Source organism: Yersinia sp. Marseille-Q3913 (assembly GCF_963892745.1).
Taxonomy (GTDB): Bacteria; Pseudomonadota; Gammaproteobacteria; order Enterobacterales; family Enterobacteriaceae; genus Yersinia; species Yersinia bercovieri.
Window position 1 is genome coordinate 1 of the sequence record NZ_CAWQAF010000028.1, and the last position, 22,019, is coordinate 22,019.

Consider the following 22,019-nt stretch of genomic DNA (forward strand, 5'->3'; position numbering starts at 1 on the left):
GCCTTAGCGGTCATCTATAACAGAATGGTGATTACACAGAATCGTGTACAGGGTCCTCCAGGGATGGATCTACGGCGTCTTTACGATCTGCCTGTTCTCTCCGCCACTGGCACTTTATCACTCATTTGCTGCCTAGTTGTCACGTCAATGTCTTTTGATATCACGCCTCTTGCTGTGGTTATTCTGTATTAATCGCTGCTCTAGGACCAAATATCAGTCTTTTCGTCTAATAGATAAATACCAAAATATTATCCTTTCTTATATTAAATAATATTTATATTTAAGCGAAAATACCTGCTATCACGGGAAGTGACACATATTTCTGCTAAGCCATTTTCTACAGAAATAAAGAGAATAATAGCGATTACATAAAAGTACTTAAAACTGATAATAATACCGATAAGAAAATATTGGACTGGAATATATTTTTCTATTTTAAGTGAGCCTACAATATTATTACCTACCGCGTCAAGACTATTTATCTCGAAAATAATCCCATCATAAATAGCGTCAATCCCTTGCCACTCCTGCGATATAACGAAAAAACTCACAGTGATAAGACATTAGTTAAAACTATTTACTTTGAAGTTAGTCACATAAATCGATATTGGTGTCATTAATTTCGAACTATTAGCCGTAGATCTCGGAACTTTATATCAAAATAAATAGAATGCTGTTCCATAACTGTTTTTTGTATTTTTTGGGATAAATATATTTTTATTAAAATAAGGTAACTGAAATGAATATTAAATTATTATCTCTGGCAGTGGCATCACTTCTCAGCACTAGCGCAATGGCCGTAACTATTGACTATCGTCATGAAATGCAAGATCAAAGTGGCAATAGCCATAAAGACCGATTATTAATGTCTCACCGCTTCGCTAATGGCTTTGGATTATCACTAGAAGGTAAGTGGAAAGGCGCTCAAGATAAAGATAAAGCATTTAACGAAACAGTCAGTAATGGGACTGAAGTTGTCGCCAGCTATGTCTATAAAATTGATAAAACATTCTCTATTGAACCCGGCTTCTCATTAGATTCAAGTTCTACAGCTAACAGCTATCGTCCTTATCTGCGTGGTAAGGCCAATATCATTGACGATCTCTCTGTTTCATTACGTTATCGTCCCTATTACAAACGCACCAGCGCCAATATTAATACAAAAAAAGACACGTCTGAAAATGGTTATAATTTGACGAGTGTTATCAGCTATAAACTCGCCAAAGATTATCAATTAGATTATGAAATCGACTATAAAAAGGCCAATAAAGCTGGTGTCATTTTAGCGAATAAAGAAAGTTATGACTGGACTCATGACTTAAAATTAACTTACAAGTGGGATAAGAGTTGGTCCCCTTATATGGCGGTCGGTAATGTCTCTGGCAGCAAAGATACCAGCGAACGCCAAACTCGTTATCGCGTAGGGATAAAATACAGCTTCTGATTTATCACTGAAGTCATCAGATTCTGATCTCTGGGGTCACACCTCACCATAACGATTTTTGACAGGTAAAAAAGTAATGAAAAAAAGAGCATTATTTTTGAGTATGGCTGCGCTGGCGACGCTGTATATACCCGCCGGGCAAGCAGCGGATGCTGATCGCCTGACGGTGGTAAAGCAGTATGTCGATAATGTGTTGAGTAAAGCGTCGGATACTTATCACGGTGATAAGCCCAGTCCGTTACTGTCAGATGGTGTTGACCCCCGTACCGGACAGCAATTGGAATGGATTTTCCCCGATGGCCGTCGGGCTGTGTTATCAAACTTCTCCGCGCAACAAAACCTGATGCGAGTCATGAGTGGCCTGAGCCAGTTGAGTGGCGATAATCGCTATCAGCAGCGTGCTGAAGATATCGTCCGCTACCACTTCCAGAATTATCAGGACCCAAGCGGCTTACTCTACTGGGGCGGTCACCGTTTTGTTGATCTGAAAACGTTGCAACCCGAAGGACCGAGTGAAAAAGAGATGGTGCATGAGCTGAAAAATGCCTATCCCTACTATGACCTGATGTTCAGCGTCGACAGCGATGCCACCACCCGCTTTATTCGTGGCTTCTGGAACGCCCATGTCTATGACTGGCGCATTCTTGAAACCAGCCGCCACGGCGAGTATGGCAAGAAGATGGGGGAGTTGTGGGAGAGTAAATTTGAGCAACAGCCGCCTTTCTTTGCCACCAAAGGACTGAGCTTCCTCAATGCGGGTAATGATCTGATCTATTCAGCTTCGCTGCTCTACAAACATCAGCAGGATCAAGGGGCATTGGTGTGGGCTAAACGTCTGGCAGACCAATATGTGTTGCCGCGTGATGCTAAAACGGGTCTGGGTGTCTATCAGTTTACTCAAGCTCTGAAACGCGAAGAGCCAACGGATGATGCCGATACGCACTCCAAGTTTGGTGACCGCGCACAGCGCCAGTTTGGGCCTGAGTTTGGCCCCAGCGCGCTGGAGGGCAATATGATGCTCAAAGGGCGTACCAGCACGCTTTACTCTGAAAATGCGCTGATGCAGTTGCAACTGGGTAAGGATTTGGGTGCTCAAGGGCAGGATTTACAGAAATGGACGGTGGATGGCCTGAAAGCGTTCGCCAAATATGCTTATAACGATCAGGACAATACTTTCCGTCCGATGATTGCCAATGGGCAGGACTTATCGAATTACACGCTGCCACGTGATGGTTATTACGGCAAAAAAGGTACTGTGATTAAGCCGTACAAAGCAGGCAACGAATTCCTGATCTCTTATGCCCGAGCCTACGCCATTGATAACGACCCGCTATTGTGGAAAGTGGCACGCGGTATTGCCAGCGATCAGGGGCTGGGTGATATCGGCACAGCACCGGGTAAAGAGATGAAGATTAAGCTGGATACCACCAACAGTGATCCCTATGCCCTGTTTGCGTTGCTGGATCTCTACAATGCCAGTCAGGTTGCAGACTATCGGCTATTGGCAGAGAAAATCGGCGATAACATCATTAAAACTCGCTATATCGACGGCTTCTTTATGGCCTCTCCAGACCGCCAATATGCCGATGTCGATGCTATCGAACCTTACGCTATACTGGCGCTGGAAGCTTCACTGCGCAATAAGCCACAAGCCGTTGCCCCTTTCCTAAATGGTGCTGGCTTTACTGAGGGAGCTTACCGAATGGACGATGGTTCAGCGCGGATTTCAACCCGCGATAATGAGATATTCTTGCTCAATGTCGGTGAGAAGCTGCAACCAAACGGTCGTAAATAGTCCCGACAGTGGCCCGTGCTGGGGTCGCTGTTGGTAAAAGTGCCGAGCCATGGCTTCCCAGGGTCTATCAGCTCGGCGCTTTTCCCCTCGGGGCCAGTTATGGCCCATCTTGAACAATATCTAGCGCAACAAAGTGACTGCAACCGAGCTACTGCAACTGAGCCACAATCAGTGGCCAGCGGGCATCAAACTCTTGTGTTGGCCGATAGCGGAATTCAGAACGAACAAAGCGCGACAGCATCCCTTCACAAAAGGCCAGCAACTGTGTTGCCAGCAGTGCCTCATCATGGATAAAACCTTGCCCATCACGCAGCTTTTTCTCGCGCAGAACCTGACGTAGCTGAACTTCAATACGCTCAAACAGCTGGTTAATTCGGCCTTGCAGGCGATCTTGTTCAAACATCAGTGCATGCCCAGTCATAATTCGGGTTAGCCCTGGGTTACGCTCCGCGAACCCTAATACCAGTAACAGGATCAAGCGGAGGCGATTGAACGTCTCTTTCTCATCTTGCAAAATCAAATTTATGCGGGACATCAAACTATCTTCAATAAACTCGATCAGGCTATCAAACATCCGCGTTTTACTGGGGAAATGCCGATAAAGTGCAGCTTCAGACACCCCCACATTGGCGGCGAGTTTGGCGGTAGTTATGCGTTGGCTGCCATCGCTGGATTCCAGCATTTGCGCTAAAGCCTGCAAAATTTCCTCGCGCCTGTTCCTTTTGGTATTTTCTTTTTCTGCCATGTCCGAGTAGACCCTTGCTAAAAATGACTTAATAACAAAAACCCCAATACCGGCCGCACTGGGTACTAAGCCCCGGCGGCTTATGTGATAGCTTTTTTACGGTATTGAGGTCTAGGGTAGGTTATTGGCGCCCAGAATGACCAAAACCACCAGTACCACGTTCACTCAGGTCAAAATTTTCAACCAGATTGAATTCTGCTTGTACAACAGGAACAAACACCATCTGTGCGATACGCTCGCCGGGTTCGATAGTGAAAGGCTGCTGACCACGGTTCCAGACTGACACCATCAACTGCCCCTGATAGTCGGAGTCAATCAACCCAACCAGATTGCCTAATACTACGCCGTGTTTATGCCCTAACCCAGAGCGAGGCAGAATAACTGCCGCCAGCGCGTTATCGGCGATATGTATTGCTAAACCTGTCGGTAGCAACGTGGTTTGACCCGGCAGTAAATTCACTGATTCATCCAGACAGGCACGTAAATCTAGCCCAGCAGAACCTTCTGTTGCATAGGTTGGTAGCGGAAATTCATTGCCAACACGCGGGTCCAGAATTTTAATGTCGATTTTTTTCATCATAACGGCTGACAATCTCGTCTATTAAACGCTGACTGAGGAGGTGCTTATCGCTGAGCGGTAAACGTTTCTCTCCAGCCGGCCAAAAAAGGTGCAAGGCATTGGTATCACTGTTAAAACCATGCTCTGCGAGCGATACATCATTAGCGCAAATAAGATCCAGACTCTTTCGCGCTAGTTTTTGTCGCGCGTATTCTTCCACATTCTGGGTTTCGGCAGCAAATCCAACCACAAATGGACGATTTTTAGCCATTGAGGCTACCCCAGCTACAATGTCTGGGTTTTTCACTAACTTAAGGGTAATCTCATCGCCCTGCTTTTTTATTTTCTCGTCAGAAATTTGCTCAGCGCGGTAATCTGCTACCGCAGCACAAGAAATAAAAATATTCTGCTGGGCGGCTAAATTCTGAACGGCTTGCTGCATTTCAAGCGCACTGACAACATCAATACGGTCAACCCCTGCGGGCGTCGGGAGATTTACCGGCCCTGCAACTAATGTCACCTTCGCCCCTCTTGCGGCGGCTGCCTGCGCAATGGCAAATCCCATCTTGCCCGAACTTTGGTTGCTGATAAAGCGAACTGGATCAAGTGCTTCACGTGTTGGCCCTGCGGTAATCATGACACTCAAATGTTGCAGGTCTTGTTTTGCAGAAAAATGATCATGTGCCAGTGCGACGATTTCCAGCGGGTCTAACATTCTACCTGGCCCGATATCACCGCAAGCCTGACTGCCACTGTCTGGCCCCCACAATATTACTCCACGATCCGCGAGGGTCTGTAAGTTCGCTTGAGTCGCGGCTGCGCGGTACATCTGTTGATTCATGGCGGGTACTGCCGCGATTGGTGCCGAAGTTGCCAGACAAACCGTGGTTAGCAGGTCATTCGCCATGCCCGCAGCGACTCTGGCCAGCAAATCGGCGGTAGCGGGAGCCATAATCACTAAATCAGCCCATTTGCCCAGCTCAATATGGCCCATGGCGGCCTCTGCCGCAGGATCGAGCAAATCATCAGAGACGGGATAACCCGAGACTGCCTGCAGTGTGAGTGGCGTAATGAACGCTTTGGCGGCAGCGGTCATCACTACCCGCACATCCGCGCCTCTATCACGTAAGCGGCGTACCAGCTCAGGTGATTTATAGGCGGCGATACCCCCACTAATCCCGAGCACAATATGTTTGCCGGAGAGTCCCGTCATCATGATTGTCCGAATGAAAGCTGTAAGAGACGATATTTTAGCATAACAGCCGAGCAGATTAGCTATCAGGGCATCCCCTGATGCCATCAATCATCAAATTTGCGAGACGTCGCGCATGCTGTTAATCATGACGTCGCAGAGCATAAAACCTTCTGTCATGCTGTCCGCGCTGTTCAGGGATTACAGGAGTCAAGGGATGGATGAGTGGTATGGGCAGTGCGCCCCAAGAGAAAAATTACTAAAATATGGTGCCGCCGTGTTGTCAGATGCCGAATTGCTCGCTCTTTTTCTGCGCACAGGTATCCCGGGGATGCATGTCATGAAGATGGCGGAATATTTGATTGAAACCTTCGGTTCGCTGCACGGACTGATGTCTGCAGATTATCAGACGTTATGCGCCCAAAAGGGGATTGGCGCATCGAAATACAGTCAGATTCAGGCAATTGCGGAGTTGGCTAATCGCTGTTTTTCATCACATCTGATGCAAGAAAGTGTCCTGCTTAATCCCGAGGTCACACAACATTTTCTGCAAAATATTCTCTCTCACCGTGAGCGTGAGATTTTTTTAGTCATGTTTTTGGATAATCAGCATCGTGTTATTCGCCATGAAGAGATGTTTACTGGTACCATCAGCAGCGTTGAGGTCCATCCGAGAGAAATTGTGCGTGAAGCGCTGAAGGCGAATGCCGCCGCGCTTATTTTGGCGCATAATCACCCTTCGGGTAAGGCTGAACCGAGTCAAGCCGACCGTTTGATGACGACGCAGGTGATAAAAGCCTGTTCATTATTAGATATTCGGGTGCTCGATCATTTGGTAGTCGGTCGGGGTGAATGTGTCTCATTTGCTGAACGCGGATGGCTTTAGTGAAATAATAATTGATCCTTTTAGGATCTTTAGCTGTTCGGGACTTGAGCACTTACGCTTCAGAGCGTATACTACGCCACCTTTGAGAATCTTGGGTTTGGCGTGAAGAGCCTATCTCAGCAGGTTTATAACCTGGTGACAGGGGTTTCTGACCTGATGACAGTGAGTCTTCTCAGTGAATTTGCTGAGATGGGCTCTAAAGCCTGACGAGGCGGCCAAATCCTATACGAAGCTCGAGCTGATTTGATTTTTGGAGAATAGACATGTCCCGAGTCTGCCAAGTTACTGGCAAGCGCCCGGTGAGCGGTAACAACCGTTCCCACGCAATGAACGCGACCAAACGCCGTTTTCTGCCGAACCTTCACTCTCACCGTTTTTGGGTTGAGGGCGAGAAGCGCTTTGTAACTCTGCGTGTATCTGCTAAAGGTATGCGTGTTATTGATAAGAAGGGTATTGAAACGGTCTTGGCCGAACTTCGTACCCGCGGTGAGAAGTATTAAGGAACTGAATCATGGCTAAAGGTGTTCGCGAGAAGATCAAGCTGGTTTCTTCTGCTGGTACTGGTCACTTCTATACCACTACGAAGAACAAGCGTACGAAGCCGGAAAAATTGGAACTGAAGAAATTCGATCCAGTTGTCCGTCAACACGTGATCTACAAAGAAGCTAAAATTAAATAATTTTAGTGGATTAAGAAAAACCCGGCCTCGGCCGGGTTTTTTATTATATAAAGTACAGTGAGATACCACGAAGGGATGGATGATGCCTGAATTACCAGAAGTTGAAACCAGCCGACGCGGGATTGAACCCTATCTTGTCGGCCAGACGATTTTATATGCCGTGGTCAGAAATACCCGCTTGCGCTGGCCGGTATCCGATGAAATTTTGGCACTTAGCGACCAGCCGGTACTCAGTGTTCAGCGTCGGGCCAAGTATTTACTGCTAGAGCTACCCACCGGCTGGATTATCGTGCATTTGGGGATGTCGGGCAGCTTACGCGTTTTGCCTGAAGAGACCGCAGCGGAAAAACATGACCATGTCGATTTGGTGATCAGTAATGGCAAAATATTGCGTTATACCGACCCCCGTCGCTTTGGGGCCTGGTTATGGGCGACAGACCTTGAAACCAGTAATGTGCTGGCACATTTAGGCCCAGAGCCGCTGAGCGACGAATTTACCCCTCAATACTTGTTTGATAAATCACGTAATAAACGCACATTGGTTAAGCCGTGGTTGATGGATAACAAAGTGGTGGTTGGGGTTGGCAATATCTACGCCAGTGAATCTCTGTTTGCTGCCGGTATTTTGCCCGATCGCGCCGTCGGTTCATTGACGCAAATTGAAATCTCGCTGCTGGTTGCAACGATAAAAGCGGTGTTATTGCACTCCATCGAGCAAGGGGGCACCACTTTACGCGACTTTTTACAGTCGGACGGTAAACCGGGTTACTTTGCGCAAGAGTTGCAGGTGTATGGTCGGGCGGGAGAGCCATGCCGCCGCTGTGGGCAACTTATTGAAATTGCGAAACATGGGCAGCGCAGCACCTTTTTTTGCCGCCACTGCCAAAATTAATTGCTTTGAATGAGCCGATGGTTAAGCCAGTTTAGCCAGCAGTGCCTTAGTCACTGGTGCTGGAAGGAAAGGGGTGATATCACCACCATGGCGCGCCACTTCCTTCACCAGAGAAGAGGAGATAAACGACCATTTTTCTGATGGCATCAGGAATACACTCTCCAGTTTTGGCATCAGGTGACGGTTCATATTTGCCAGTTGCCACTCATACTCGAAATCTGAGACCGAACGTAAGCCCCGCACTAAAATATTCGCATTATTCTTTTTGGCAAACTCCGCCATCAGTTCACTGAACCCTAGCACTTCAACATTCTTAAGTGGCGCAGTGACTTGCTTTGCCAATGCGACCCGTTCGTCGAGGGTAAACATCGGTTTTTTGCTGGAACTGTCGGCGATAGCCAGAATCACATGGCTGAACATCGTGGAAGCCCGTGTCACTAAGTCCAAATGCCCATTAGTCATTGGGTCAAACGTCCCGGGATAGATGGCTTTGGTAGTCATGAATTCTCGCTTTTCTGATGTCGATGGCTCAATGCCCACAGAGCCGCATATTTATTAAAGGTATATTGCGCGTTTACCACCGCGAGCAAGAATCCCTGTTGACCATCGAGGAAACCGGCGCGGAATAACCATGTCTTACAGAATGCCCCAAGAGTATGGCTAATAATTGAAAAATAACTGCAACTTTTGCCTTGTTGATAGCGTTGAGTCGCCCACGCTTCAGCGTAATTGAGCTGTTTACGTTGAAAAGTAAAGAAATTACGGCAAGTCAGATGCAGCAAATCGCCCGCCAACGGAATAACTTTGGCAGAGCCGCTGGCGAGTGATTCATGAACTAAATCGTCGTTGTAACGGAATTGGTGGTGCGGATATAGCCGGGTAACTCTATCCGGATACCAGCCACTATGGCGCATAAAGCGGCCTAAAAACAGATTCCGCCGTGCGCAGCTATAAACTGCGCCCTCTTCGGGGGCCAATAGCACGGCCTCGATTGCGGCTTTTAGCTCAGGGGTAACACGTTCATCAGCATCCAGCATCAGAATATAATCGCCACTGGCATATTGCTGGGCTAATTGCCGCTGTTTGCCATAACCGGGCCACTCGGTGTTGCTATGCACTTTAGCGCCATACTGCTGGGCCAGTGCGACTGTGTTGTCTTCACTGCCTGAATCTAAGACGACTATTTCATCAGCCCAGCTAACGGATGCCAAACAATCTGCCAGCAGTGAGGCTTCATTCTTAGTAATCATCACAACTGACAGGCGTTTTTTTGCACTCATTAGTGGCTCCGTTGCGGTAGATAAGGCTCCAGCAAGTGTAATAGCCGTTGTAGTGCGCCCTGATTTTCATGCAGCACATCAACCGCGTGGCGGCCATAATAGAGGCGGCAATCTTCATCAGTCAGCAGCATGGTTATCTCTTTCACCAGCGATAAGGTATCGGTGACAGTAATCAGCCCCTCAGCCTGTTCCAGCTTGGCACAGATATCTTTAAAGTTAAATGTATGTGGCCCCATCAGCACCGGTATCGCATGGGCCGCTGCCTCCAGCGGATTATGGCCACCACGTTCAACCAGACTACCGCCCACAAAGGCCAGATCAGCAATGCCGTACAGCAGCATCAACTCACCCATGGTATCGCCAATCACGACTTGCGTGCTGGCTGAAGGGATTTCGCTTTTGCTGCGTAGTGTGTAACTTAGCCCTGCTTTCTGTGTCAGTTCGACTGCTTTCGGGAAGCGTTCAGGGTGTCGTGGCACCAGAATTAGTAGCAATGTTGGGAAGTGTTGTAATAATTGGCGATGAGCTTCCAGCAAAATGGCTTCTTCGCCATCATGGGTACTGGTTGCAATCCACACCGGGCGATGTGCTGCCCATTGGCGCCGTAATGTCACCGCTCTGGCGGCTAATTCAGGGGTGACAGAAATATCAAATTTCAGGCTACCCGTTACTGTCAGTTGTGAGCGTCTGAGGCCCAGCTCAATGAAGCGATCACCATCTTCTTGATTTTGTGCGGCGATTAGCGTGATGCGTTGCAGCATATTACGGATAAAACTGCCGATCTTTTTGTAGCCAGCGGCAGAACGAGCAGATAGGCGAGCATTGGCAATCACCAGCGGTATTTTACGGCGATGCAGCGCATTGATCAGGTTTGGCCACAGCTCTGTTTCCATAATAATGACCAGCTTAGGGTTGACCTGATCCAAGAAGCGGTTCACCGAGCCGGGAAGATCATAAGGCAGATAAACGTGGTGAACGTCTTTACCAAAAGCAGACTGGACCCGTTCGGAGCCAGTGGGTGTCATGGTGGTCACGGTAATGGGTAGTGATGGATAGCGATGACGCAATGCCCTGACTAACGGGATCGCGGCCAGTGTCTCACCGACTGAAACTGAATGCAGCATGATGCCGCCAGCGACAACTTTACCGGCACAAAAACCATAACGTTCTCCCCAGCGCTTGCGATAAGCGGGGGCTTTACGGCTACGTAACAGCAACCGTAGCCAAATCAAAGGTTGAATAAGGTAGAGCAGTACCTGATATAAGCGCAGCAACATTCTATCAATTTCATTTATATGGATTACTAATAATAATACCATATTTGTGTAAGAAAGGCTCTTTTCGGCTGGGCCAGGCTGATAGCCAGAACAGAGGCGTGCCATTCATAAAAAGAATATAAAATTTTAACAATTTCAGTAAATGAATAGGCAAGGCTTGATTTAACAGATCCAACCATGAGAATGGTTTTCATTAATGTCTGTGGGCAGTTAAAAATTTGGCGATAGCGGCTGCCAGTTCATTTAGTGGCGGTTCTTTTACCTGATATTAGTCGTTAACTCAGTGAGTTGCTGTGGATTAATGAGATTTAAGTGTTATTGGGGTTGTATTTCGTTCTTTATGCGTGAACAGAGAAATTTAGATGGGATTACTCGTAACACGTGAGTGATTTTATTTTCTCAAGGAGTTAAATAACCAATTAGCCATGTTTAACAATCATAAAGCTGATAACAATCGGCTCTGATAATTATCAGAGCCGATTGTTATTACAGAATAAATAGTGGGTGGTGAAATTTTAAGCGTATTCCCGTGATGGGAAATAAGTAATTATTGCTTATGAAATCAATGTTTCTAATCGCACCATAATGGTTTCAGCGGTAATGGTATCCATATTTTTTTGCTCAGAAATAACGGCAATTTGATTTTCACCATAACCACCAATTAAGCCAGGGTCGGTTGGGCCGTATAGCGTAATGTTGGGGCGACTGAGTGCGGCGGTTAGATGACTAAGGCCAGTGTCAACGGACACCACCGCTTTTGCGCCCGCCAGAACTTCGGCCACCTGTTGGAGGCTGAGTTTAGGCAATACCTCAACATGAGGCGAGTGCTCCGCTAGCCGCAAAGCGCGCTGATACTCATGTTCTGCGCCCCAAGGTAATTTGATTTTTAACCCTGTGGGAGCAATCAGGTCAATGAGTTGCCGCCAGTGACTTTCCGGCCAGTGCTTAGTGTCGCGAGTGGTTGCATGCAGGAAAACCAGATACTGACCGGCATCAGCGGGTAACTGGCTTAAAAATCGGGGCGCGATGGCGTAATCGCCATAACTTTCTGGCAGGTCATAACCCAGACTTTTGGCAAATAACTGGCGTGTGCGCTCCACCGCATGTTGCTTGGGGTCAATCTCATGGCGGCAGTTATAGAACCAACTGGCAAATGGCTCGCGAGCGCTTTTACAATCCGGGCCATGCTTGACGCCCTTGGCGATGCGGGTAATTAGCGCAGCACTTTTAATCAGCCCCTGCGCATCGATCACCAAATCATAACTGCGCTGCTGTACAACACGTTTAAAATCACAGCGCTCCTGCCGAGTGTCAGTACCAAACCAGTTTTTGCGCCAACGACGGATCGCCACCGGGATCACTTTATCCACCGCCGGGTGCCAGGCGGGGATCTGGCTGAAGCCCTCTTCGACCACCCAATCAAAGCGAATACCCGCAATGGCCTGCATGGCGTCTGTCAGCGCAGGTAACGCATGTAAAACGTCGCCCATTGAAGAGGTTTTAACGATCAATATGTGCATTAACCCCCCTCTTTGGCTGAACATTTTTGCGCGGCGAGCTGCTTATCAAGCGCATCCATCACTTGCTCTGGCTGGATATCAATCAAACTTTGATGATAGCCCTGCGCACTATCGCCTTTACGCACTTTTTGATAGCCGGTAATCAGACGAATGACGGTGGCTTTGTCAGACAGTGGTGGGGTGAAATCTGGGCTGCTTGGGCCATATAAGGCGACTAATGGTTTATTTAATGCGGCGGCGACATGCATTAAGCCGGAGTCATTGCTAACCACTGCGCTACAGGCTGCAATCAGCACGACGGCCTGTTCTAGCGATGTCTGACCCGCCAGATTGAGGCAATATTCGCGCGAATTGTCGCCCAGAGCCTGACGGATCTCCTCGCCAGCTTCGTTGTCTTTTGCCGAACCCAATAAGACCACTTGATAGCCCGCATCAATCAGTTTCTGCGCCAGCGCGGCGTAGTGATAGTGTGGCCAGCGTTTTGCTGGGCCAAACTCAGCACCGGGGCAGAACCCAATAATGGGCCGGTTATCTGTGAGATTGAAGGACGCCGTGATCTCGGCAATCTCTTGGTCGCGAACCTGTAATTGCGGCCAGAGCAAAGGTTGCGGTAAATCAGCCGCCGACTGGACGCGTTCTTTATCATAGGCCAGAGCAACATAGCGCTGGACCATCATGGGGAAGGCCTCTTTATCCAGAATACGCATGTCATTGAGCAAGAAATAGCGCATCTCGCCACGCCAGCCAATACGTTGCTTAATTCCTGAAAAGTAAGGTATTAGGGCAGACTTAAACGAATTTGGTAGAACATAGGCGCGATCATAGCCTGTTTCACGTAAAGCCAGACCCAAGCGGCGGCGTTCCTCAAAAGCAAAAGCGCCATGCCCTAATGGCATTGGGATGGCGTGACGCACTTCCGGCATTCTGGCCAAAAGCGGACGGCACCACGCAGGTGCCATCACATCAATATCTGCTGCCGGATATTCGGCCTTCAGGGTGCGGTAAAGACTTTGCGACATCATCATATCGCCAACCCAAGAAGGGCCGATGACCAGTATTTTCATACCGTTTATCAATTCCTTGCAGCAAGTAATTTAGATCGGGCGATTGAGCCACGCCAGATATTCTTTGACGCCTTCAGCGACGGTTTTGAACGGCTTGTCATAACCGGCGGCACGCAAATTAGTGAGATCAGCTTGCGTGTATGCCTGATAGCGGCCTTTCAGTTTTTCTGGGAATTCAATGTATTCCACAGGCCCGCTTTGATGGAAATCCACCACCGCATCGGCGACAGCCTGGAAAGATTCAGCACGACCCGTACCGCAGTTGAAAATACCGGATACACCGTTTTGCCAGAACCACAGATTCACGTCAGCCACATCACACACATAGATGAAATCGCGTTTGAAGTTTTCACTGCCAGAGAACAACTTAGGATTTTCACCTGCATTAATCTGGTTATTCAGGTGAAAAGCAACGCTCGCCATGCTGCCTTTATGGCCTTCACGTGGACCATAAACGTTGAAGTAACGGAATCCACAAATCTGCGAATCAGCTTGCGGCAAGATCTCGCGCACATACTGATCGAATAAGAATTTGGAATAACCGTAAACGTTAAGGGGTTGTTCGTACTGACGATCTTCGATGAAATTATCAGTGCGCCCGCCGTAAGTGGCCGCAGAAGAGGCGTACAAGAATGGAATGCCGCGATCCAGGCAGAAGTGCAAGATATCTTTTGAATACTGATAGTTGTTATCCATCATATACTTGCCATCCCACTCGGTGGTGGAAGAGCAGGCACCTTCGTGGAAAATCGCGTCAATGTCACCCATATCGTCACCGGCAACAATACTGGCAACAAAATCTTCTTTATCCATGTAATCCGCGATATCCAGATCAACCAGATTGACGAATTTAGTGCCGTCTTTCAGGTTATCTACGACCAGAATATCCTTATAACCGATATTATTCAGTGCCTTAACAATATTGCTGCCAATGAAGCCGGCACCACCAGTGACGATAATCATCAGGTTCACCCTTGTTAATTTGCCTGGTCGGGTACAATACCCGACACGTTCGTTGGCGTTATCATAACATTTCATCGGATAGCGCACAGCCGGAAGGGGGATAATCTCTCGTTTTCTATGCTGCTTTAGGATTGTTCACCGTGATATGTGCTGCATTTTTTGCAATATAAGACAAGGTTACTCGTCAGTTCACTCGTCAGGCAGTAAAATGTCAGGCGAAACTGCCCATTCTGGAGATAACCCAATGTCCCTGCCTCGTGAGAGAAACCCGTTTTATCAGCAACTAGAACAACAACTCAAAACTACCCGTGCTGAAGGGTTGTATAAAAATGAACGGATCATCACTTCTGCCCAGCAAGCCGATATTTCTGTCGCTGATGGGAATCGCGTAATTAATTTCTGCGCCAATAACTATTTGGGCCTGGCAAACCACCCGCGGCTGATTGCGGCGGCGAAAAAAGGCATGGATACTCATGGCTTTGGCATGGCCTCAGTGCGCTTTATCTGCGGCACTCAAGACACACACAAACAGCTTGAACAGAAGCTCGCCAGTTTCCTCGGCATGGAAGATGCCATTCTCTACTCCTCTTGCTTTGATGCCAATGGTGGTTTGTTCGAAACCTTACTGGGGCCAGAAGATGCCATTATTTCTGATGCGCTGAATCACGCTTCCATCATTGATGGAGTGCGGTTATGTAAAGCCAAGCGCTACCGCTATGCCAACAATGACATGAGCGAGCTGGAAGCACAGCTAAAACAAGCCAAAGCGGAGGGCGCGCGCCATATTATGATCGCCACTGACGGCGTGTTCTCCATGGACGGGGTGATCGCCAATCTGAAAGGCGTCTGTGATTTGGCAGATGAATATCAGGCATTGGTGATGGTCGATGACTCCCATGCGGTGGGCTTTGTCGGTGCTAATGGCCGTGGTACGCATGAATACTGCGAAGTGATGGGCCGCGTTGATATTATCACTGGTACTTTGGGTAAGGCGCTGGGCGGAGCATCAGGTGGTTACACCGCTGGTAGTAAAGAGGTGGTTGAGTGGTTGCGCCAGCGTTCGCGGCCCTATCTGTTCTCAAACTCATTAGCGCCAGCAATTGTTGCAGCTTCAATTGAAGTGTTATCGTTATTGGAGGATGGTGCTGAACTGCGCGATCGTCTATGGGCGAATGCCCGCTTATTCCGCGAGAAAATGAGTGCCGCCGGTTTCACCTTGGCCGGTGCTGACCACGCTATTATCCCAGTGATGCTGGGTGACGCGACATTGGCGCAAGAATTTGCCAACGCGCTGCTGAAAGAGGGTATTTACGTCACCGGTTTCTTCTATCCGGTGGTACCAAAAGGTCAGGCTCGCATCCGCACCCAGATGTCGGCAGACCACACGACAGAGCAGGTCGAGCGGGCTATCGAAGCCTTTGTGCGTATTGGTAAGCAACTTAACGTTATTGCGTAAGGAATGTCATGAAAGCACTGTCCAAGCTAAAAGCAGAAGAGGGTATTTGGATGACCGATGTGCCGCAGCCAGAGCTGGGCCACAACGACATCATGATCAAAATTCGCAAAACCGCTATCTGTGGTACTGATGTGCATATCTATAACTGGGATGAATGGTCGCAAAAAACCATCCCGGTGCCTATGGTGGTCGGCCATGAGTATGTGGGTGAAGTGGTCGCCATTGGTCAGGAAGTGAAAGGCTTTAATATTGGTGACCGGGTGTCTGGCGAAGGCCATATCACCTGCGGGCATTGCCGTAACTGTCGTGGTGGTCGTACTCATCTGTGCCGCAACACGGTGGGTGTCGGCGTGAATCGTCCCGGCTCTTTTGCTGAGTTACTGGTGATCCCAGCCTTTAATGCGTTCAAGATCCCAGACAATATTTCCGATGAGTTAGCCGCTATTTTTGACCCCTTCGGCAATGCCGTGCATACCGCGTTATCCTTTGATTTAGTGGGTGAAGACGTATTGGTTTCTGGCGCAGGCCCGATTGGTATCATGGCTGCTGCTGTCTGTAAGCATGTGGGCGCTCGCCATGTCGTTATCACTGACGTGAATGAGTACCGCTTGGATTTGGCGCGCAAAATGGGGGTAACGCGCGCGGTTAACGTCAGCAAAGAGAACCTGAATGACGTGATGGCTGAGCTGGGCATGACAGAAGGTTTTGATGTGGGCCTGGAGATGTCAGGTGCACCGCCTGCATTTCGTTCATTGCTTAACTCAATGAATCACGGCGGGCGTATTGCAATGCTGGGAATACCGCCTTCTGATATGTCGATCGACTGGAATCAGGTGATATTCAAGGGGCTGTTTATCAAAGGGATTTATGGCCGCGAGATGTTCGAAACCTGGTACAAAATGGCGGCATTGATTCAATCCGGCCTGGATTTAACTCCGATCATCACTCACCGTTTCTCCATTGATGAGTTCCAGGAGGGCTTTGATGCGATGCGTTCAGGGAAGTCGGGCAAGGTAGTATTAAGCTGGGACTAAAATACCCTTCGGCCTTGAAGTTACAGGGGTGTTGGCTTGCGCGCACTAACCCGAATCACTTACTTGTGTAAGCTCGTCGGGATGAGTTTGCTGGCCGCCTACCTGTAACTCCAATGACTTTGGGTATTACCCTTCATGCTTGAAGTCGCAGAGTTAAAAGCGGGCAGTTAGATGATGACTGCCCGCTTTTTATTAGCCAATTACGGGTTATCCGTTTTTGGCTTCTCCACTTTTGGAATATCTATTTTTGGTGCATCTACTTTTGGTTCATCAATCGGCGCGATGGGTACTGACGAGGTAAAATAGCGCTGAATAAAGCTTACTGCCGGGCTTTGCATCAGGCTCTCGCCAATGACGCTAAACATCCTGCCGGCGTAGATTTTCTCTGGCACATAGCTGGCTTTCGCACTGCATTGCTTGATGGCTTTCAGGCGATTGTTTTTCGCTGGTTCACGCGGTTTTGACTTGCCCGGTGAGGCAGTGCCACTGCCACTATTATTGTTTACCGGTTCATTCAGCAGTGCGCTAGGTCTGACCAATACAATGTCAGACGGCAATTGAGGCAACATTTGTTGCAGCACTTTAATGGTCGCTGGATGCGGATGCCCGATAGCAATGGCAGAGCCATTTCGGCGCGCCAGTTCTACTGCACGGTTAAACTGCTGGCGGATCGCAGCTTCATCTTGTGAGTCATCCAAAAAGACTTTGCGCTTAATCACTTTGACGCCAGTGCCTTCGGCGGCTTTGCTGGCTTGACTATTGCCGATGGTCACGCTGTCGAGAAAATAGAGCTGGTAGTGTTCCAGCGCCTGCATCACTCTCTGCATACCCGGCAAACTGGAGGTCATCGCGCTGCCCATATGGTTATTCATCCCTTTCGCATAAGGAACGTTATTCACCGCCTGGCGGATGATGCGCTGGATCTCTTCGCTACTCATTGATGGCTGCAATGTATCGCGCTCCAATGGCTGTTTGCTCAGGGGGGCCATTGGCAGATGAATCAGGATTTCACGCCCTTGGTTATGGGCTTTGACCGCCATCTCTCGGGCGTAGGGGGCATTAGGCAGGATGGCGACTGAAATAGGCAGCGGCATCTGCAACACCTTGTTTTCATTCTGGGGGCGATAACCAAAGTCATCAATCACGATTGAAAGTTTGCCCGCCTGTGCGGCGTTGGCGATCACTAGGGTGCTGACGATGATAAATAGATGTGCGTTGAAATAGCGCAATAGGTGGTGCTCCCTAATGTTGTTCTCTATCTTCCTAACCAAGGTTGTGGGTTAACTGCTTGTCCCTGACGGCGAATTTCGAAATAGAGTGATGGCTCACCCTGGCCGCCGCTGGTGCCAACAAGTGCTATCGGCTGACCGGCTTTCACTTGAGCACCGACATTGACCAGCGCACTCTGGTTGTAGCCGTATAGACTCATATCCCCTTTGCCGTGTTCGACCACCACGACCAGCCCATAGCCTTGTAGCCAGTCTGCCAGCAGTACTCGTCCATCGGCTATCGCTTTGACTTCGCTGCCTTCTGGCGCGGAGATAACCATACCTTTCCAGCGAAGTTCCCCTTGCAAGGATTCACCGAAGCGATGGGTCACGTTACCTCGTACTGGCCAGACAGCTTGACCATCTGGGCGACCGAGGCCACCGGTTCGCGCCATTAATGAGCGCTCACTTTCACTCGGCTTATAGCTCGAGCCGGTTTTCTTAGCTTGTTGCTCTTTGGCTTTCACCTGTTCACGTACGCGGGCGGCTTCTTTCGCTTCCCGCTCAGCACGGGCTTTGGCTTCCCGCTCTGCTTTGGCTATCTGATCGCGCAAACGTGATTCGTTCAGTTTTAACTCCGCCAGGCCCTGCTGATCTTTTTCCAGCGAAGCTTCCAGTGAGGTTAGGGTTTTCTTGCGCGCAATCCGCGCCTGTTCCAGCTTCTGTTGCTGGTTTTTTTGTTCATCTAGCAGCGATTTTTGCTGATTTTGCTTCTGTTCTAGCGTCTTTTTCTCAGCGGAGAGATCCGCGCGGGTCTGTTTCAGCTCCTCAATGGATTTTTGCCGGGCTTCATTGAGATAACTGAAATAGGCTAAAATACGCTCACTACGCTGACTCTCTTCACCACTTAAAATAAGCTGTAAACCACTGTGCTGGCCTTGCTTAAAGGCGGCATCAAGTTGTTTAGACAGTATATTTTGTTGCTGAGATTGCTGGCTTTGCAACTTGGCAATTGACGCGGTGAGACTGGCGATCTCTTTGTCTAGCGTAGACAGAGTACCTTGGGTATCACGCAGGCTACGACTGGCCTGAGCAATGGTATTCTCCTGCTGTTTCAACTGATCCAGCAATGAACTGCGTTGCTGTTTTTGTTGCTGAACACTCTTTTCTTTCTCGGCGATATCCTGCTGCAATGTTTTCAGCTGATTTTTGTTCTCTGCTGTTTTCGCGGTCGCAGGGGCATCAGCAGCACTGACGGATAATGGCAATAGCAATACGCCAGCGCAAAAAACGCTGGCGTACAGTGCTGACCACGGACGACGCACAAACTTATTTGGCAACAGAGAAATTGACTCTTTGCTGCCAGTAATAACGTCGGCTAGGGCCATTGATATCGTGAATGTCGCTTTTTCCTTCATAACGAAGGATTATTCCACGATGAACAGCGGCTTACCAGTCATCTCTTGCGGGATTTCCATTTCCATCAGTGACAGCATGGTTGGCGCGATATCAGAAAGTTTGCCGCCTTCAACCGCTTTAACCCCCTTATTGCCGACGTAAATCAGTGGCACAGGCAGGCTGGTATGGGCAGTGTGTGCCTGGCCAGTTGCCGGGTCGCGCATCTGCTCAGCGTTGCCGTGGTCAGCGGTGATCAGCAATTGACCGTCAGCGGCTTTTACCGCAGCAACCACTTGCTCAATGCAATTATCCAGTGTTTCTACTGCTTTCACTGCGGCATCATAATCACCAGTATGGCCGACCATATCGCCATTTGGATAGTTACAAATGATCACATCATATTTGCCACTGGCGATAGCCGTGACCAGTTTTTCAGTCAGTTCTGCTGAACTCATTTCAGGTTGCAGGTCATAAGTCGCCACTTTCGGCGAGTTAATCAAAATGCGGTCTTCACCTTTAAACGGCTCTTCAACGCCGCCGTTATAGAAGAAAGTCACGTGAGCATATTTCTCAGTTTCAGAAATGCGCAACTGAGTTTTGTCATGCTTCATCAACCACTCACCGAAGGTATTCTCCAGTGATGCTGGTGGGTAAGCGCAGGCGACTTTGATGTCCGCAGCATACTCAGTCAACATGACGAAATCGCCGAAGTTAACCACTTTATCGCGTTTGAAGCCGTCGAAATCGGCGTTAACAAAGGCACGGGTAATTTGACGGGCGCGGTCAGCTCGGAAATTCATGAAGATTAATGCATCGCCATCGTTCATGGCGGCATCAGCTTCACCTGCCGCTTGAATCACGGTCGGCTTAACAAATTCATCATTTTCATTGCGGGCGTAGGCGGCTTGCAGGCCAGCGACGGCGTTATCTGCGGTGAACTCGCCTTTTGCTTGCGTCATCAAATCGTAGGCCAGTTGCACACGATCCCAGCGGTTATCACGGTCCATGGCGTAGTAACGGCCAATAATCGACGCGATGCGACCTTTACCCAATGCTGCAAACCGCTCAGTGAATCGTTTCAGCGAAGACTCAGCACTACGCGGCGGGGTGTCACGGCCATCAAGGAAAGCATGCAGATAAATGGCGGTCGCACCGCGTTTGGCGGCTAACTCAACCATGGCAAGAATGTGGTCTTCGTGGCTATGAACGCCGCCGGCAGAGAGCAGGCCCATGATATGAACCGCTTTGCCTGCTTTAACCGCTTTATCAATGGCGGCGGTCAGGGTCAGGTTGGTGAAAAAGTCACCCTCTTTGATCTCTTTGTCGAGGCGGGTCAAGTCCTGATAGACAATACGGCCAGCGCCCAGATTGACGTGACCCACTTCAGAGTTACCCATTTGACCATCGGGCAGGCCGACATCCAGACCTGAGGCGGCGATCAATGTGTGAGGTTGTTGCTGCCATAAACGGTCCATAACCGGCGTTTTGGCATTCAGAATGGCATTATCCTGCTGTTCTTCGCGGTGACCGTAGCCATCCAGAATAGTCAGAACCAGTGGTTTTTTAGTGCTCGACATTGCATAACCTCTTTCTTGTTCTATTGGGTATATATGTAGCTATTGGGGATATATGTAGAAAGACGGTAATTTACTATAAAACCGGTTAAAAATAGCCCAAAGAGATCAACATTGGGGTGGGGTTTTGCGTGAAAATCACTATTTAGGCAACAAAACTTCCCGAGACTGTTCGCAGTTTCTGCAATAGCGCTTGCATATTGGCTGTATTTGCCGCATCGCGCAGGTATACTCTGTGGCCTTGAATATTATCCCCTAACTAACGGGAGTTTTTACCCCCATGTTGCAAGAGATTATGCAATTCATTAGCCAGCATCCAGTTTTGAGTCTGGCCTGGGTGGCGTTACTCGTCGCCGTAATTTTCACCACCTTCAAAAGTTCTCTCTCCAAAGTGAAAGAGATCACCCGTGGTGAAGCTACGCGTCTGATTAACAAAGAAGATGCGGTTGTGGTTGATGTCCGCACACGTGATGACTATCGCAAAGGCCATATTGCCAGTTCCCTTAATTTGCTTCCGAGCGACATTAAAAACGGTAATCTGGCTGAGTTGGAAAAGCACAAAGCACAGCCTATTATTGTAGTTTGTGCCACAGGAACCACCTCCCGTGCTTCTGCTGAGTTGCTGAATAAAGCCGGTTTTGAACGAGTCTATACCTTGAAAGAGGGTATCTCCGGCTGGAGTGGCGAGAATCTGCCACTGGCGCGCGGCAAGTAATTACGATACAAAATTTGCTATATCAATAAATTGTAAAATTAACTGAGGTGTATCCATGGCGAAAATTGAGATTTATACCAAAGCAACCTGCCCGTTCTGTCACCGTGCCAAGGCACTGCTGAACAGTAAAGGTGCCGCTTTCCATGAAATCGCAATTGATAATGAGCCGGCCAAACGTGAAGAGATGATTGCTCGTAGCGGGCGGACGACGGTGCCTCAGATATTTATTGATGGGCAGCATATCGGTGGCTGTGATGATTTACACGCCCTGGATGCGCGCGGTGGGCTAGACCCGCTGCTTTAACTCGTCAGTGGGCCACAGTCATTAATTGAAAGAG

Annotated in this window: 22 protein-coding genes; 10 read left to right on the top strand and 12 right to left on the bottom strand. The window is 48.8% G+C overall.

The window, feature by feature from the left end; translation table 11 throughout:
- Positions 1 to 739 precede the first annotated feature (739 nt).
- Both AACW11_RS12685 and AACW11_RS12690 read left to right on the top strand, forming a co-directional pair.
- A complete protein-coding gene (locus AACW11_RS12685) occupies positions 740 to 1,444 on the top strand; it encodes an oligogalacturonate-specific porin KdgM family protein (RefSeq protein WP_212586865.1) in 705 nt (234 codons plus the stop codon).
- Between the two features lie 76 nt (positions 1,445 to 1,520).
- The gene (locus AACW11_RS12690) at positions 1,521 to 3,239 is read left to right on the top strand and encodes a pectate lyase (protein ID WP_212586866.1); all 1,719 of its coding nucleotides are present in this window, start codon (positions 1,521 to 1,523) and stop codon (positions 3,237 to 3,239) included.
- Between the two features lie 148 nt (positions 3,240 to 3,387).
- Here AACW11_RS12690 and slmA read toward each other — a convergent pair whose 3' ends face one another.
- The 3 genes from slmA to coaBC form a co-directional block, all read right to left on the bottom strand.
- Positions 3,388 to 3,984: a nucleoid occlusion factor SlmA gene (gene slmA, locus AACW11_RS12695; RefSeq protein WP_004714376.1), complete on the bottom strand. Its 597-nt coding sequence runs from the start codon at positions 3,982 to 3,984 to the stop codon at positions 3,388 to 3,390.
- A gap of 121 nt (positions 3,985 to 4,105) precedes the next feature.
- A complete protein-coding gene (gene dut, locus AACW11_RS12700; protein WP_212586867.1) occupies positions 4,106 to 4,564 on the bottom strand; it encodes a dUTP diphosphatase in 459 nt (152 codons plus the stop codon).
- Positions 4,542 to 5,759: a bifunctional phosphopantothenoylcysteine decarboxylase/phosphopantothenate--cysteine ligase CoaBC gene (gene coaBC / locus AACW11_RS12705; protein ID WP_212586868.1), complete on the bottom strand. Its 1,218-nt coding sequence runs from the start codon at positions 5,757 to 5,759 to the stop codon at positions 4,542 to 4,544. Before coaBC ends, dut begins: the two co-directional genes overlap by 23 nt.
- Before the next feature lie 193 nt (positions 5,760 to 5,952).
- Here coaBC and radC point away from each other — a divergent pair, with 193 nt between their 5' ends.
- The 4 genes from radC (at position 5,953) to mutM (ending at position 8,192) form a co-directional block, all read left to right on the top strand.
- Complete coding sequence (radC, locus tag AACW11_RS12710; protein ID WP_212586869.1) at positions 5,953 to 6,621, top strand: RadC family protein; 669 nt, start codon at positions 5,953 to 5,955, stop codon at positions 6,619 to 6,621.
- A gap of 263 nt (positions 6,622 to 6,884) precedes the next feature.
- Positions 6,885 to 7,121, top strand: coding sequence for a 50S ribosomal protein L28 (gene rpmB, locus AACW11_RS12715; protein ID WP_019213058.1), 237 nt, complete (start codon positions 6,885 to 6,887; stop codon positions 7,119 to 7,121).
- A gap of 11 nt (positions 7,122 to 7,132) precedes the next feature.
- Entirely contained in the window at positions 7,133 to 7,300 is a 168-nt protein-coding gene (gene rpmG, locus AACW11_RS12720) for a 50S ribosomal protein L33 (protein WP_004392084.1), read from the top strand.
- 82 nt (positions 7,301 to 7,382) lie between these two features.
- A complete protein-coding gene (gene mutM, locus AACW11_RS12725; RefSeq protein WP_212586884.1) occupies positions 7,383 to 8,192 on the top strand; it encodes a bifunctional DNA-formamidopyrimidine glycosylase/DNA-(apurinic or apyrimidinic site) lyase in 810 nt (269 codons plus the stop codon).
- Positions 8,193 to 8,213: 21 nt separating this feature from the next.
- Here mutM and coaD read toward each other — a convergent pair whose 3' ends face one another.
- From coaD to rfaD, 6 genes are all read right to left on the bottom strand, one after another.
- Positions 8,214 to 8,693 carry a pantetheine-phosphate adenylyltransferase gene (gene coaD / locus AACW11_RS12730; protein ID WP_212586870.1) on the bottom strand — a complete coding sequence of 160 codons (480 nt, stop codon included), beginning with the start codon at positions 8,691 to 8,693 and terminating at the stop codon, positions 8,214 to 8,216.
- A complete protein-coding gene (locus AACW11_RS12735; RefSeq protein ID WP_212586871.1) occupies positions 8,690 to 9,472 on the bottom strand; it encodes a glycosyltransferase family 2 protein in 783 nt (260 codons plus the stop codon). The genes coaD and AACW11_RS12735 overlap by 4 nt, the downstream gene beginning before the upstream one ends.
- On the bottom strand, positions 9,472 to 10,749 hold the full coding sequence (waaA, locus tag AACW11_RS12740) for a lipid IV(A) 3-deoxy-D-manno-octulosonic acid transferase (RefSeq protein WP_445285818.1): 1,278 nt from the start codon (positions 10,747 to 10,749) through the stop codon (positions 9,472 to 9,474). Before waaA ends, AACW11_RS12735 begins: the two co-directional genes overlap by 1 nt.
- 554 nt (positions 10,750 to 11,303) lie before the next feature.
- Positions 11,304 to 12,269, bottom strand: a complete 966-nt coding sequence (gene rfaC, locus AACW11_RS12745; protein ID WP_212586872.1) for a lipopolysaccharide heptosyltransferase RfaC — start codon at positions 12,267 to 12,269, stop codon at positions 11,304 to 11,306.
- Positions 12,269 to 13,333 carry an ADP-heptose--LPS heptosyltransferase RfaF gene (gene rfaF / locus AACW11_RS12750; RefSeq protein WP_212586873.1) on the bottom strand — a complete coding sequence of 355 codons (1,065 nt, stop codon included), beginning with the start codon at positions 13,331 to 13,333 and terminating at the stop codon, positions 12,269 to 12,271. Before rfaF ends, rfaC begins: the two co-directional genes overlap by 1 nt.
- 30 nt (positions 13,334 to 13,363) lie before the next feature.
- Positions 13,364 to 14,296: an ADP-glyceromanno-heptose 6-epimerase gene (gene rfaD / locus AACW11_RS12755; protein ID WP_212586874.1), complete on the bottom strand. Its 933-nt coding sequence runs from the start codon at positions 14,294 to 14,296 to the stop codon at positions 13,364 to 13,366.
- 244 nt (positions 14,297 to 14,540) lie between these two features.
- On the opposite strand from rfaD, the gene kbl reads away from it, so the two are divergent.
- Together kbl and tdh are read left to right on the top strand one after the other, a co-directional pair.
- Complete coding sequence (kbl, locus tag AACW11_RS12760) at positions 14,541 to 15,752, top strand: glycine C-acetyltransferase (protein ID WP_138775928.1); 1,212 nt, start codon at positions 14,541 to 14,543, stop codon at positions 15,750 to 15,752.
- A gap of 8 nt (positions 15,753 to 15,760) precedes the next feature.
- The gene (tdh, locus tag AACW11_RS12765; RefSeq protein ID WP_212586875.1) at positions 15,761 to 16,786 is read left to right on the top strand and encodes an L-threonine 3-dehydrogenase; all 1,026 of its coding nucleotides are present in this window, start codon (positions 15,761 to 15,763) and stop codon (positions 16,784 to 16,786) included.
- A 200-nt stretch (positions 16,787 to 16,986) separates the two neighbouring features.
- Here the strand turns inward: tdh and AACW11_RS12770 are convergent, their stop codons facing one another.
- Genes AACW11_RS12770 through gpmM form a run of 3 tightly spaced genes read right to left on the bottom strand, consistent with a single transcriptional unit; the run spans position 16,987 to position 20,969 of the window.
- Positions 16,987 to 18,015 (bottom strand): divergent polysaccharide deacetylase family protein, encoded by a 1,029-nt coding sequence (locus AACW11_RS12770; protein ID WP_212586876.1) that lies wholly within the window; start codon positions 18,013 to 18,015, stop codon positions 16,987 to 16,989.
- Positions 18,016 to 18,041: 26 nt separating this feature from the next.
- Positions 18,042 to 19,412, bottom strand: a complete 1,371-nt coding sequence (gene envC, locus AACW11_RS12775; RefSeq protein ID WP_212586877.1) for a murein hydrolase activator EnvC — start codon at positions 19,410 to 19,412, stop codon at positions 18,042 to 18,044.
- Positions 19,413 to 19,421: 9 nt separating this feature from the next.
- Complete coding sequence (gene gpmM, locus AACW11_RS12780) at positions 19,422 to 20,969, bottom strand: 2,3-bisphosphoglycerate-independent phosphoglycerate mutase (protein WP_212586878.1); 1,548 nt, start codon at positions 20,967 to 20,969, stop codon at positions 19,422 to 19,424.
- A gap of 277 nt (positions 20,970 to 21,246) precedes the next feature.
- On the opposite strand from gpmM, the gene AACW11_RS12785 reads away from it, so the two are divergent.
- Complete coding sequence (locus AACW11_RS12785; protein ID WP_005273648.1) at positions 21,247 to 21,681, top strand: rhodanese-like domain-containing protein; 435 nt, start codon at positions 21,247 to 21,249, stop codon at positions 21,679 to 21,681.
- A gap of 55 nt (positions 21,682 to 21,736) precedes the next feature.
- Entirely contained in the window at positions 21,737 to 21,985 is a 249-nt protein-coding gene (gene grxC, locus AACW11_RS12790; protein ID WP_005273645.1) for a glutaredoxin 3, read from the top strand.
- The last annotated feature ends 34 nt before the right edge of the window (positions 21,986 to 22,019 follow it).